Annotated in this window: 10 protein-coding genes; all 10 read left to right on the forward strand. The window is 45.3% G+C overall.

Going from position 1 to position 13,777, the window contains the following annotated elements:
• Positions 1 to 37: 37 nt before the first annotated feature.
• The gene (gene rplL / locus ACRRS1_RS02425; protein WP_432454744.1) at positions 38 to 403 is read left to right on the forward strand and encodes a 50S ribosomal protein L7/L12; all 366 of its coding nucleotides are present in this window, start codon (positions 38 to 40) and stop codon (positions 401 to 403) included.
• A 226-nt stretch (positions 404 to 629) separates the two neighbouring features.
• Positions 630 to 4,664 carry a DNA-directed RNA polymerase subunit beta gene (gene rpoB / locus ACRRS1_RS02430; RefSeq protein ID WP_432454743.1) on the forward strand — a complete coding sequence of 1,345 codons (4,035 nt, stop codon included), beginning with the start codon at positions 630 to 632 and terminating at the stop codon, positions 4,662 to 4,664.
• 81 nt (positions 4,665 to 4,745) lie between these two features.
• A complete protein-coding gene (gene rpoC / locus ACRRS1_RS02435) occupies positions 4,746 to 8,951 on the forward strand; it encodes a DNA-directed RNA polymerase subunit beta' (protein WP_432454742.1) in 4,206 nt (1,401 codons plus the stop codon).
• Between the two features lie 138 nt (positions 8,952 to 9,089).
• Positions 9,090 to 9,473: a RidA family protein gene (locus ACRRS1_RS02440; RefSeq protein WP_432468484.1), complete on the forward strand. Its 384-nt coding sequence runs from the start codon at positions 9,090 to 9,092 to the stop codon at positions 9,471 to 9,473.
• 2 nt (positions 9,474 to 9,475) lie between these two features.
• Positions 9,476 to 9,874 carry a sulfurtransferase complex subunit TusD gene (tusD, locus tag ACRRS1_RS02445; protein WP_432454740.1) on the forward strand — a complete coding sequence of 133 codons (399 nt, stop codon included), beginning with the start codon at positions 9,476 to 9,478 and terminating at the stop codon, positions 9,872 to 9,874.
• A complete protein-coding gene (tusC, locus tag ACRRS1_RS02450) occupies positions 9,871 to 10,230 on the forward strand; it encodes a sulfurtransferase complex subunit TusC (protein ID WP_432454739.1) in 360 nt (119 codons plus the stop codon). The genes tusD and tusC overlap by 4 nt, the downstream gene beginning before the upstream one ends.
• A 1-nt stretch (position 10,231) precedes the next feature.
• Positions 10,232 to 10,507, forward strand: a complete 276-nt coding sequence (tusB, locus tag ACRRS1_RS02455) for a sulfurtransferase complex subunit TusB (protein WP_432454738.1) — start codon at positions 10,232 to 10,234, stop codon at positions 10,505 to 10,507.
• Between the two features lie 145 nt (positions 10,508 to 10,652).
• A complete protein-coding gene (rpsL, locus tag ACRRS1_RS02460) occupies positions 10,653 to 11,027 on the forward strand; it encodes a 30S ribosomal protein S12 (RefSeq protein WP_248714063.1) in 375 nt (124 codons plus the stop codon).
• Between the two features lie 94 nt (positions 11,028 to 11,121).
• Positions 11,122 to 11,592 carry a 30S ribosomal protein S7 gene (gene rpsG, locus ACRRS1_RS02465; protein WP_432454737.1) on the forward strand — a complete coding sequence of 157 codons (471 nt, stop codon included), beginning with the start codon at positions 11,122 to 11,124 and terminating at the stop codon, positions 11,590 to 11,592.
• Between the two features lie 78 nt (positions 11,593 to 11,670).
• Entirely contained in the window at positions 11,671 to 13,764 is a 2,094-nt protein-coding gene (gene fusA, locus ACRRS1_RS02470; protein WP_432454736.1) for an elongation factor G, read from the forward strand.
• Positions 13,765 to 13,777 lie beyond the last annotated feature (13 nt).

The raw sequence follows: 13,777 nt of genomic DNA on the forward strand, positions 1-13,777 counted from the left end.
TATCTTATAAATTTAATTGAATTTAGGAATTTGAGTCATGTCTATCACTAAAGACCAAATTATCGAAGCTGTTGCTGAAATGTCAGTAATGGACGTTGTTGAACTAATCGAAGCTATGGAAGAGAAGTTCGGCGTATCTGCTGCTGCAGCTGTTGCTGTTGCTGGTGACGCTGGTGCGGCTGCTGAAGAGCAAACCGAATTTGACGTAATCTTAACTGCTGCTGGCGCAAACAAAGTATCTGCTATTAAAGCGGTACGTGCTGCTACCGGTCTTGGCTTGAAAGAAGCGAAAGGTTTAGTTGATTCAGCTCCTGCTGCTGTTAAAGAAGCAGTATCTAAAGAAGAAGCTGAAGCGCTTAAAGCTGCTCTTGAAGAAGCTGGTGCTTCTGTTGAAGTTAAGTAATCTGCTTATAAGTAGATTGCAGCCTTTATAGGCTATGGCTGGTGGTTATTTGACCACCGGCCTTTTTGCGCTGTAGGACGTCGTCTTTTTTATCACCGTTTTAGATGGTGCGTCTAGCAAAAAATTTAGGTGGGAAACATCTAAATACAAGACAAACGGTACGTAAGAACTGTCCCAGATTTTTTGCGGACAGAGTGGGTCACTTATCAGCGAGCTGAGGAACCATATGGTTTACTCTTATACAGAGAAAAAACGCATTCGTAAGGACTTTGGAAAACGTCCTCAAGTAGTGGACACGCCTTACCTGCTTTCAATACAGCTTGACTCTTTTGAGAAATTCATAGAGATCGATCCTGAAGGCGAGTATGGGCTGGAAGCTGCATTCCGCAGTGTATTCCCGATTGCCAGTTATTCAGGATATTCAGAGCTACAGTACGTTAGCTATCGTCTTGGCGAGCCGGTGTTTGACGTTAAAGAATGTCAAATTCGTGGAGTCACCTACTCTGCTCCCTTGCGCGTTAAATTGCGTTTAGTGTTGTTTGACCGTGAAGCTCCGGCTGGCACGGTGAAAGACATCAAAGAGCAAGAAGTTTACATGGGTGAAATTCCCTTGATGACAGGTAACGGTACTTTTGTAATTAACGGTACCGAGCGTGTTATCGTATCCCAACTACACCGTAGCCCGGGTGTGTTTTACGACCACGATCGTGGTAAAACGCATTCATCAGGTAAGGTCTTATATAACGCTCGCGTTATTCCTTACCGCGGTTCGTGGTTAGATTTCGAATTCGATCCGAAAGATAATTTATTTGTTCGTATTGACCGTCGTCGCAAACTACCGGCCTCGATCATTTTGCGTGCTTTAGAAATGACCACCCAAGAAATCTTGGCAACTTTCTTCGATACCACCACCTTTGAATTGAAGGATGGCAAGGTGTTGATGGAGTTAGTGCCATCTCGCTTACGCGGTGATACGGTTTCTTTTGATGTGATCTTGAATGGCGAAGTTTTAATTGAAACTGGTCGCCGGGTGACAGCTCGTCACATTCGTCAATTGGAAAAATCTGGTATTGAGCAGATTGAAGTCCCAGTCGAGTACCTTGCCGATAAAGTGCTTGCGGAAGACTACGTTGATGAAGCCACTGGTGAAATCATTGCAGAAGCAAACAGCGAATTAAACTTAGAGTTGATCGCAGCTTTAGCGCAAGCGGGTTATTCGATGTTGAAAACCATCTATACCAATGACTTGGATAATGGTTCATTCATCTCGGATACTTTACGTGTAGATTCATCGACTAATCGTCTTGAGGCCTTAGTTGAAATTTACCGCATGATGCGCCCAGGTGAGCCACCAACAAAAGATGCTGCCGAAGCACTATTTGAGAACTTGTTCTTTAATGGTGACCGTTATGACTTATCTACTGTTGGCCGTATGAAGTTCAACAGTCGTGTTGGTCGTGACGACGGACGAGTTGCTGGTGTGCTCGACAAAGACGACATCATTAAAGTGATGCAAATGCTGATCGAGATCCGCAATGGTCGTGGTGAAGTCGATGATATCGATCACCTCGGTAATCGTCGTATCCGTAGCGTTGGTGAAATGGCCGAAAACCAATTCCGTGTTGGTTTAGTTCGTGTAGAGCGTGCAGTGAAAGAGCGTTTGAGTCTCGGTGATCTTGACGCCTTGATGCCACAAGACTTAATTAACGCCAAGCCGATTTCGGCTGCGGTAAAAGAGTTCTTTGGTTCCAGCCAATTGTCGCAATTTATGGACCAAAACAACCCGCTTTCTGAAGTAACACACAAACGTCGTGTTTCTGCCTTAGGCCCGGGTGGTTTGACTCGCGAACGTGCAGGCTTTGAAGTACGTGACGTACACCCAACGCACTATGGTCGTTTATGTCCGATTGAAACGCCAGAAGGTCCAAACATTGGTTTGATTAACTCATTAGCAGTTTATTCACGCACCAATGAGTTTGGCTTCTTGGAGACGCCATACCGTAAAGTGATCAACAGTGTTATTACTGATGAAGTTGATTACTTGTCGGCCATTGATGAAGGCACCTACGTGATCGCTCAGGCGAACGCAGAGGTAGATGCCGATGGTAAGTTACTAGAAACCGATTTAGTGCCTTGTCGCCATAAAGGCGAATCGACTTACATGCCGACTGATCAAATTCAGTATATGGATGTGAGCCCGCAGCAAATTATTTCTGTTGCTGCTTCGTTGATTCCGTTCTTAGAACACGATGATGCGAACCGGGCATTGATGGGTTCAAACATGCAACGTCAGGCAGTTCCAACGCTGCGTGCTGATAAACCATTGGTTGGTACTGGTATTGAACGTGCGGTTGCCGTTGATTCCGGTGTGACCGTGGTATCTAAGCGTGGTGGTACTGTTGATTATGCTGACGCAAGTCGTATTGTTGTTAAAGTAAATGAAGACGAAATGAGTCCTGGTGAAGCAGGTATCGACATTTACAGTTTAACCAAATACACCCGTTCTAACCAAAATACCTGTATTAACCAACGTCCAGTGGTAAAAGCTGGTGAGTTTGTTTCTAAAGGCGATGTACTCGCAGATGGCCCTTCAACTGACTTAGGTGAGTTGGCGTTAGGTCAAAATATGCGCGTCGCGTTTATGCCTTGGAATGGTTATAACTTCGAAGATTCGATCGGTATTTCTGAAAACGTGGTGAAAGAAGATCGCTTCACTACGATTCACATTCAAGAATTAAGCTGTATTGCTCGTGATACCAAATTGGGAAGCGAAGAGATTTCAGCAGATATTCCTAACGTGGGTGAATCCGCACTGAGCAAACTTGATGAGTCAGGTATTGTGTATGTGGGGGCAGAAGTTAAGCCTGGTGATATTCTGGTCGGTAAGGTTACGCCGAAGGGTGAAACTCAGTTGACACCTGAGGAGAAACTTTTACGAGCTATCTTCGGTGAGAAAGCGTCGGATGTGAAAGATACATCCCTACGAGTACCTAATTCAGTATTTGGTACCGTAATTGACGTTCAGGTGTTCACTCGTGATGGCGTAGAAAAAGACAAGCGAGCTCAAGAAATTGAGTCAATGCAGCTGAAAGAAGCGAAGAAAGATCTTACCGAGGAATTCAAAATCCTTGAAGAGGGTATCTTTGCTCGTGCTAAATCAGTATTGATGAACGCTGGTAAGTCAGAATCAGACCTAAATCGCCAAGCGCCTACAGAATGGTTGCAAGCGGCATTAAGTGATGAAGCAGCACAAACCCAGTTAGAACAAATTGCTGAGCAATACGACGAAATCAAAGCCGAGTTTGACAAGCAATTCGACATTAAGCGCCGTAAGATCACTCAAGGTGATGATTTAGCGCCTGGTGTATTGAAAATTGTGAAAGTTTACTTAGCTGTTAAACGTCGTATTCAGCCTGGTGACAAGATGGCGGGTCGTCACGGTAACAAAGGTGTAATTTCTACCATTGTTCCTCGTGAAGATATGCCTTATGACGAAACTGGCCGTCCAGTAGACATCTGCTTGAACCCGCTAGGTGTACCATCGCGGATGAACATTGGTCAGATCCTAGAAACCCACTTAGGCCTCGCGGCTAAAGGTGTGGGTGAGAAAATCGACGAAATGCTGAAAGTTCAGCGCGAAATCGAAATGGATAAACTGCGTGATTTCATTCAGAAAGTGTACAACGTCGGTGATGATACACTGAAAGTTGACATTGCTAGCTTCACCGATGAAGAAGTAATGACACTGGCGAAGAACCTACGTGGTGGTGTGCCAATGGCAACCCCAGCATTTGATGGTGCTAAAGAAGCTGAAATCAAAGAGCTATTGCGCTTAGCCGATTTGCCTGATTCAGGCCAAATTGTGTTATGTGATGGTCGTACCGGTCAAGAATTTGAGCGCCCTGTAACCGTGGGTTACATGTACATGTTGAAATTGAACCACTTGGTTGATGACAAGATGCATGCTCGTTCTACTGGTTCTTACAGCTTAGTTACACAGCAACCGCTTGGTGGTAAAGCCCAGTTTGGTGGTCAGCGTTTCGGTGAGATGGAAGTATGGGCACTTGAAGCTTATGGTGCCGCTTACACCTTACAGGAAATGCTCACGGTTAAATCCGATGATGTGAACGGTCGTACTAAAATGTACAAAAATATCGTTGACGGTAATCATCAGATGGAACCCGGCATGCCAGAGTCGTTCAATGTACTACTTAAAGAAATTCGCTCTTTGGGTATTAATATTGAGTTAGACGAGCTGTAAGCACAGGACTTCACCTGATTTAAAAGCAAGGCGGGCGTTTCATGAGAAACGCCCCAGGTTTAACTCCGACTGGAGAGAAACGTGAAAGATTTACTTAAGTTTCTTAAGCAACAAAGCAAGACCGAAGAGTTTGAAGGCATTAAAATTGGCCTAGCTTCACCCGATCAGATCCGTAGTTGGTCTTTTGGTGAAGTTAAAAAACCAGAAACGATTAACTATCGTACCTTTAAGCCTGAGCGCGACGGTCTATTCTGTGCCCGTATTTTCGGTCCAGTAAAAGATTACGAATGTTTGTGTGGAAAATACAAGCGTTTGAAACACCGTGGCGTAATTTGTGAGAAGTGTGGCGTTGAAGTTACACAATCTAAAGTGCGTCGTGATCGGATGGGCCACATCGAGCTTGCGTCTCCTGTAGCGCACATCTGGTTCCTTAAATCGTTACCATCACGTATCGGTTTGTTACTTGATATGACGCTACGTGATATTGAACGAGTACTTTACTTCGAATCATTTGTTGTGACTGAGCCTGGTATGACTAGCTTAGAGCGCGGCCAAATGTTAACCGAAGAAACTTACTTAGATTCTCTTGAAGAATACGGTGACGAGTTCGAAGCCAAAATGGGTGCCGAAGCTGTATTAGCTCTGCTACGTCATTTAGAGCTTGATCGAGAAATCGAAGTGATGCGCGAAGAGTTGCAAACTACCAACTCAGAAACCAAGCGTAAGAAGACTACCAAGCGTCTGAAACTGATGGAAGCGTTCCGCGATTCAGGGAATAAACCTGAGTGGATGATTATGACCGTATTACCGGTTCTTCCACCTGATTTACGCCCATTAGTACCACTTGATGGCGGCCGTTTTGCGACTTCTGATTTGAACGACTTATATCGTCGTGTGATCAACCGTAATAACCGCTTGAAGCGTCTATTAGACTTGGCTGCCCCAGACATTATTGTGCGTAACGAGAAGCGGATGCTGCAAGAAGCGGTTGATGCCTTGTTGGATAATGGTCGTCGTGGTCGTGCGATTACTGGTTCTAATAAACGTCCGCTTAAATCTTTGGCTGATATGATCAAAGGTAAGCAAGGTCGTTTCCGCCAGAACTTGCTGGGTAAACGTGTTGATTACTCTGGTCGTTCAGTAATTACCGTGGGTCCAACACTGCGTTTACACCAGTGTGGTCTACCGAAGAAAATGGCTCTTGAGCTGTTTAAACCGTTCATCTATGGCAAGCTTGAATTGCGTGGTTTAGCGACCACCATTAAAGCAGCCAAGAAGATGGTTGAACGCGAAGGTGGTGAGGTTTGGGATATTCTTGAAGAAGTTATCCGCGAACACCCGGTATTACTTAACCGTGCACCAACCTTGCACCGTTTGGGTATTCAAGCCTTTGAGCCAGTGTTAATTGAAGGTAAAGCGATTCAGTTACACCCATTGGTATGTGCGGCATATAACGCCGATTTCGATGGTGACCAAATGGCGGTACACGTACCGTTAACTATTGAAGCGCAGTTAGAAGCACGTTCGTTGATGATGTCCACCAACAACGTACTATCGCCAGCTAACGGTGAACCGATTATCGTGCCTTCGCAAGACGTTGTCTTGGGTTTGTATTACATGACTCGGGAACGAGTGAATGCGCAAGCCGAAGGTATGTATCTGTCAGGTCCGAAAGAAGCTGAGAAGCTTTATCGTTCTAAACAGGCCAGCATACACGCACGAGTTAATGTGCGAATCACCGAAGTGATTGTTGCTGAAGACGGCTCTAAGATCGAAAAGACCGAAATCAAAAAAACCACGATTGGTCGTGCTATCTTGTGGTTAATCGTACCGAAAGGTTTACCTTTTGAATTGGTTAACCGAGCAATGGGTAAGAAGCAGATCTCTGGTTTACTGAACACCTGTTACCGTAAACTAGGTTTGAAGTATTCAGTTATTTTCGCTGACCAATTGATGTACACCGGCTTCCATTACGCAACTTTGTCTGGTGCCTCTGTAGGTATTAATGACATGGTTATTCCTGCCGCGAAGAAAGATATCGTGGATGAAGCCAGTGAAGAAGTGAGTGAAATTCAAGAGCAATTCCTAGCGGGTCTGGTAACTGCCGGTGAACGCTACAACAAAGTTATTGATATTTGGGCGTCAGCTAACGAAAAAGTTTCCAAAGCGATGATGGACAACTTGTCGACTGAGGTCGTGATCAATAGAGATGGTGAAGAAGAAGCGCAAGCGTCTTTCAACAGTATCTTTATGATGGCTGACTCCGGTGCGCGTGGTAGTGCTGCTCAGATCCGTCAGTTGGCGGGGATGCGTGGTTTGATGGCAAAACCGGATGGTTCGATTATCGAAACGCCGATTGTGGCTAACTTCCGCGAAGGCCTTAACGTACTTCAGTACTTCATCTCAACGCACGGTGCACGTAAAGGTTTGGCCGATACCGCACTGAAAACAGCAAACTCGGGTTATCTAACGCGCCGTTTGGTTGACGTTGCTCAAGATTTAGTGGTAACCGACACCGATTGTGGTACCGAAGAAGGTATCTTGATGACGCCTCATATCGAAGGCGGTGACGTTGTTGAGCCATTGCGTGAGCGTGTTCTTGGTCGGGTATTGGTTGGCGACGTCATCAAGCCAGGTACCGAAAATGAAGTGTTAATTAAATCTAAGACCTTGCTTGATGAAAAACTGTGTGACCTTCTTGAAGAGAATTCAGTTGATACCGTTAAGGTTCGCTCTGTAATTAGCTGTGAAAATGACTTTGGTGTTTGTGCACTTTGTTATGGTCGTGATCTTGCTCGAGGCCATTTGGTCGGTCGCGGTGAAGCGGTCGGTGTCGTTGCAGCACAATCGATTGGTGAGCCGGGAACCCAGCTTACCATGCGTACTTTCCACATTGGTGGTGCAGCGTCACGAGCGGCAGCAGAAAACAGTATCCAAGTGAAGAACGTGGGTACTATTAAGTTACATAACGCCAAGGTTGTGACGAATAACGAAGGTAAATTGGTTGTAACTTCGCGCTCTACCGAATTAACGATTATTGATGATTTGGGTCAGACCAAAGAAAGTCATAAATTGCAATATGGTAGTGTTTTGGAAGTTGCTGACGGTGGTGCGGTTAACTCTGGCGATACTATCGCTAATTGGGACCCACACACTCACCCGATTATCACTGAAGTACCTGGTCGCGTTAAATTCGTTGATATGGTTGAAGGTGTCACCATTAGTCGTCAAACCGATGAGCTAACCGGTCTTTCAAGCATTAACGTATTAGATCCGAACGAGCGCCCTAGTGCTGGTAAAGAAATGCGCCCAATGGTGAAATTGGTTGACGGTTCAGGCAATGATGTATTGATTGCTGGTACCGACATTCCTGCTCAGTACTTCCTACCAAGTAAATCAATCGTAAACTTGGAAGATAATGCTGAAGTAGGTGTGGGGGATGCGATTGCACGTATTCCGCAAGAATCAAGCGGTACTAAAGATATTACCGGTGGTCTACCTCGGGTTGCAGATCTATTCGAAGCTCGTCAACCGAAAGAACCTGCTATTCTTGCTGAGATCAGCGGTACCATTAGTTACGGTAAAGAAACTAAAGGTAAGCGTCGTTTAGTGATTACTCCAACGGATGCTGCTCCTTACGAGGAAATGATACCGAAGTGGCGTAACCTGAACGTGTTCGAAGGTGAGAAGGTTCAAAAAGGTGAGGTTATCGCCGATGGACCAGAGTCTCCACACGATATTTTACGCTTACGTGGTATCAGCCCTGTTGCGAACTACATTGTGAACGAAGTTCAAGATGTATATCGTTTACAAGGGGTGAAAATTAACGATAAGCATATCGAAACCATCGTGCGTCAAATGCTACGTAAGTGTTTGATTCTTGATGCGGGTGATTCTAGCTTCTTGCTCGGTGAACAGGCAGAAGTGGCACGGGTGAATATCGAAAACCGTGTGTTGGTTGCTGAAGGTAAGCGGCCAGCGGTTTACCGCCGTGAGCTACTGGGTATCACCAAGGCTTCACTATCTACGGAATCGTTTATTTCAGCGGCATCGTTCCAAGAAACCACACGCGTGCTTACCGAAGCGGCTGTGGGTGGAAAACAGGATGAGTTACGCGGTCTGAAAGAAAACGTGATTGTAGGTCGTTTGATCCCTGCGGGTACTGGTTATGCGTATCATGAAAAACGTCGTAATCAATCGGTTGCTCCAGCACCGATAACGGCGGATGAAGCTGCCGATAATTTGGCTGCTTTATTGAATGCTGCACCAAGTAGTGATGCTGAATAAGCTTTAGTACTTGATAAAAAGGCGGCCATTGGCCGCCTTTTTTTATGCAAATAAATCGATGGTTAGCGCAAAATATTTGACAAGCGTATCCCCAAGTCACAGACTCCGGTTTTTAATATTAGTATTGAAGAGCATATTATGAGCAAACAAATTGTATCAAGCGATGCAGCACCTGCTGCGATAGGTCCATATTCTCAGGCAACAAAAATCGATGAATTGGTGTTTACTTCAGGACAGATCCCTTTAGTTTCAAGTAGCATGGAAATTGTCGATGGCGGTATTTCTGAGCAAACTCGTCAAGTGATGGAAAACTTAATGGCGGTATTAGCGGCTGCTGGTGCAGACCGGACCACGGTATTTAAGACTACTTGTTTTTTGAGCGATATGGCTAACTTTACTGCATTCAATGCTGTGTATGCTGAATATTTTCCGGAAAATGCGCCGGCGCGTTCTTGTGTTGAAGTTGCGCGTTTACCCAAAGATGTTCTGGTTGAAGTTGAAGCTATCGCTCACATTAAGTAAACATGCTAAAAAATCTAAATTATGCCTTGGTTGTTACCAGTCCCTTATATGGTCGACAGGGCAGTGCGACTGCTCTAAATCTGGCAAATGCGATTGTTCAACAGGGGCATGCATTGAATACCGTATTCTTCTATTTAGAAGGGGTTTCCAATGCCATCGTGAGTGCTCTTCCTGCGAGTGATGAAGTTGACTTTCATCAAGCTTGGCTGGATCTGAAGGTCCGTGCCAATTGTGAGTTGTTAGTATGCAGTGCTGCAGCGTATCGACGTGGGGTTGTGACCCAGCAGGATGCGCAAAACCATGGTCTTGAGAGTTGGTCGATGAGTGAGCATTTTAGTATGTCCGGATTAGCCGAGATGTCGATGGCCATGCTTGCTGCCGACCGGGTGGTTCAACTGTGAATAAGGCATTAGTGTTCATTTTTGCGACTCCGCCTCATGGAACTTCTCTCGCCCGTGAGTCGCTCGATGCTTGTTTAGCGGCTTCAGCCGTGACCGAGGATGTGGTGGCTTACTTTGACGGTGAGGGTGTATGGCAGTTGTTGGTGAACCAACAGCCAGCAGGCATTTTGCAGCGGAATATTTTACCGACCTATGGTTTACTTGAGTTATACGATGTAGAGCAAGTTTTTGTTAATCCTTTGGCGTTAGCCGAGCGAGGACTGACACTGGAGCAATTGGCTATCCCTACAAAGGCATTGGCAAGTCAGGATTTTTGGACGCGTTATGGGCATGCCCATGCGATATTAAGGTTTTAAAATGCTTCATATTATGCGTCACAGTTATGCAAGTTCAGAGTTTCAAGCCTGTATCCAACAAATGGACGTTGACAGCCATTTGGTGTTGATTGAAGATGCTGTGTATGCCTTAGTCAAAGCTGATGCAAAGTTAGTGGCGTTAAGCGCACAGGGCCGTTTATCGGTGTTGTTGGATGATATGCAGGCTCGCGGGCTTAAGATTAGCTCCTTTAATGCTATCGATTATCAACAATTTGTTCAGCTCACGGTAAGCCATACCCCCTGTCTCACTTGGTAAGCTATCCCTCAAGACTAAAAAATATTAGATTTAGGTGATTCGCAAGTCTTGACTCTTATCCGCGCAACGCATAAAATTTCGCCTCCCCAAAATAGGGGATAGATTTTTTTCACATGTTTAAATGTAATTTCAGGAGCTATTTCGAATGGCAACGATTAACCAGTTGGTTCGTAAGCCACGTGCAAGCAAAGCTGTAAAAAGCAATGTACCTGCACTTGCTGCGTGTCCACAACGTCGTGGTGTATGTACTCGTGTATATACCACTACTCCAAAAAAACCTAACTCAGCATTACGTAAGGTCGCTCGTGTTCGTTTAACTAACGGATTCGAAGTAACTTCTTACATCGGTGGTGAGGGTCATAACTTACAAGAGCACTCAGTGATCTTGATCCGTGGTGGTCGTGTTAAAGACTTACCAGGTGTTCGCTACCACACCGTACGCGGCGCATTAGACTGTGCTGGCGTAAGTGATCGTCGTCAAGGACGTTCAAAATACGGCGCTAAACGTCCTAAGTCATAACGGCTCTCCGTTAAGTAAGGCCAAACATTTAGTTATAGCGAAATTTTTTTAAAATTCGTTTTGGGGAAACCTGAAGCATACCGGAGATATTCAAATGCCTAGACGTCGAGTGATCGGTCAACGCAAAATCTTGCCAGATCCTAAGTTCGGATCAGAACTTCTGGCTAAGTTCATCAACGTAGTAATGGTTGATGGTAAGAAATCTATTTCAGAAAAAATTGTTTATGGTGCATTAGACGGTGCAGCTGAGAAATCAGGCAAGTCTCACCAAGAAATTTTTGAAATTGCTCTTGAAAACGTGCGCCCATCGGTAGAGGTTAAATCTCGCCGTGTTGGTGGTTCTACTTACCAAGTGCCTGTAGAAGTACGCCCTGTGCGTCGTAACACTCTAGGTATGCGTTGGATGGTAGATGCAGCACGTAAACGTGGTGAAAAATCTATGGCTTTACGTCTAGCGGGTGAAATCCTAGACGCGAGCGAAAACAAAGGTTCTGCGGTTAAGAAACGTGAAGACGTTCACCGTATGGCCGATGCAAACAAAGCGTTTGCTCATTACCGCTGGTAATTGCTTGCACAGCTGCTTAAAACAGCTGTGCTGCTTTCTATGTGAGACTAAGGATATTTCCTTAGCAAGAGGATAACAATGGCTCGTACAACTCCAATTGAGCGCTACCGCAATATCGGTATCTGTGCTCATGTTGACGCTGGCAAAACAACAACTACAGAGCGAGTCCTTTTCTATACCGGTCTATCTCATAAAATTGGTGAGGTACATGATGGCGCAGCTACCATGGACTGGATGGAACAAGAACAAGAACGCGGGATTACGATTACTTCTGCGGCGACGACCACTTTTTGGCGTGGTATGAATGCCCAATTTGAAGAACATCGTGTCAATATCATCGATACTCCTGGGCACGTTGACTTCACCATTGAAGTTGAACGTTCGTTGCGGGTATTAGATGGTGCTGTAGTTGTATTTTGTGGTTCATCAGGTGTTGAACCTCAATCTGAAACAGTGTGGCGTCAAGCCGATAAATATTCAGTGCCACGATTAGTATTCGTGAACAAAATGGATAGGGCTGGTGCAGATTTTGAACGGGTAATTGAGCAAATCCGTGATCGTTTAGGTGCTAATTGTGTACCTATTCAACTTAACATTGGTGCTGAAGAAGGATTCGTTGGAGTTATCGACCTAATTAAAATGAAGGCGATTAACTGGAGCGAAGCGGACCAAGGGACCACCTTTAACTATGAAGACATTCCAGCTGAATTAGTCGCCCGAGCTGAACAGCTTCACGAAGAACTCGTGGAAGCTGCTGCAGAGGCTAGCGATGAGCTTATGGATAAGTACTTGGAAGAAGGCGAGTTAAGTGAAAGCGAAATCAAGTTTGGCTTGCGTAAACGCACGCTAAACAACGAGATCGTGCTAGCGACATGTGGCTCGGCATTTAAGAACAAAGGTGTACAAGCTGTGCTTGACGCTGTTGTTGAATATTTGCCGGCGCCAAATCACGTTGCCGCTATTAAAGGTTTGGACGAGAAAGACAACGAAGTTGACTGTCCAGCAGATGACGATGCACCTTTTGCTGCGTTGGCGTTTAAAATTGCGACCGACCCATTTGTGGGAACGTTAACCTTTATGCGTGTTTATTCGGGAACGGTTGAAACCGGCACTGCGGTGTATAACTCGGTTAAACAAAAACGTGAGCGTCTTGGTCGTATGGTGCAGATGCATTCAAACGACCGGAAAGAGATCAAAGAAGTTCGTGCTGGTGATATTGCCGCTGCGATTGGTCTCAAAGACGTCACCACGGGTGACACTTTATGTGATATGAACAATAAAGTGGTTCTTGAGCGAATGGAATTCCCGGAGCCGGTGATTCAAATTGCGGTTGAGCCTAGAACTAAAGCAGACCAAGAAAGAATGGGTGTTGCTTTGGGGAAATTGGCCGCTGAGGATCCGTCGTTCCGCGTAGAAACTAATGAAGAATCTGGACAAACCCTTATCTCAGGTATGGGTGAGTTGCACTTAGATATCATCGTAGATCGCATGAAGCGTGAATTCAACGTGGATTGTAATGTAGGTAAACCTCAAGTTGCTTATCGCGAAGCGATTCGCAAGCAAGTTGAAGTGGAAGGAAAGTTTGTGCGTCAATCAGGTGGTCGTGGTCAATATGGTCATGTTTGGTTGCGTATGGAACCTCTAGAGCCAGGTGCTGGTTACGAATTTGTCAATGAGATTGTTGGTGGTACTGTTCCTAAGGAATACATCCCAGCGGTAGACAAAGGCTGTAAAGAGCAAATGGATCAGGGTGTGCTGGCGGGTTACCCAATGCTTGACGTTAAAGTCACTTTATTCGATGGTTCGTACCACGATGTTGACTCTAACGAAATGGCGTTTAAAATTGCCGGTGCAATGGGCTTCAGAAAAGGCGCATTGGATGCTGATCCAGTATTGCTTGAGCCGATGATGAAAGTAGAAGTTACAACTCCTGAAGATTGGATGGGAGATGTAGTGGGTGACTTGAATCGTCGTCGTGGCATAATTGAAGGCATGGACGATGGACCTGCGGGCTTAAAGATTATTAAGTCTAAAGTGCCGCTGTCTGCAATGTTCGGCTATGCTACAGATCTACGTTCGGCAACTCAAGGGCGTGCGTCGTACTCGATGGAGTTCACCGAGTACAGTGAAGCGCCCAAGAATGTTGCTGATGCTATTATTGAAGCAAAATAAACTAATTCAACTA

The sequence above is a fragment of the Agarivorans sp. Z349TD_8 genome (assembly GCF_050870825.2).
Taxonomy (GTDB): domain Bacteria; phylum Pseudomonadota; class Gammaproteobacteria; order Enterobacterales; family Celerinatantimonadaceae; genus Agarivorans.

What these genes read in the sequence shown, in the direction of transcription:
- rplL (WP_432454744.1), top strand. Translation starts at nt 38, where the DNA reads ATGTCTATCACTAAAGACCAAATTATCGAAGCTGTTGCTGAAATGTCA.
- rpoB (WP_432454743.1), top strand. Translation starts at nt 630, where the DNA reads ATGGTTTACTCTTATACAGAGAAAAAACGCATTCGTAAGGACTTTGGA.
- ACRRS1_RS02440 (WP_432468484.1), top strand. Translation starts at nt 9,090, where the DNA reads ATGAGCAAACAAATTGTATCAAGCGATGCAGCACCTGCTGCGATAGGT.
- tusD (WP_432454740.1), top strand. Translation starts at nt 9,476, where the DNA reads ATGCTAAAAAATCTAAATTATGCCTTGGTTGTTACCAGTCCCTTATAT.
- tusB (WP_432454738.1), top strand. Translation starts at nt 10,232, where the DNA reads ATGCTTCATATTATGCGTCACAGTTATGCAAGTTCAGAGTTTCAAGCC.
- rpsL (WP_248714063.1), top strand. Translation starts at nt 10,653, where the DNA reads ATGGCAACGATTAACCAGTTGGTTCGTAAGCCACGTGCAAGCAAAGCT.
- rpsG (WP_432454737.1), top strand. Translation starts at nt 11,122, where the DNA reads ATGCCTAGACGTCGAGTGATCGGTCAACGCAAAATCTTGCCAGATCCT.
- fusA (WP_432454736.1), top strand. Translation starts at nt 11,671, where the DNA reads ATGGCTCGTACAACTCCAATTGAGCGCTACCGCAATATCGGTATCTGT.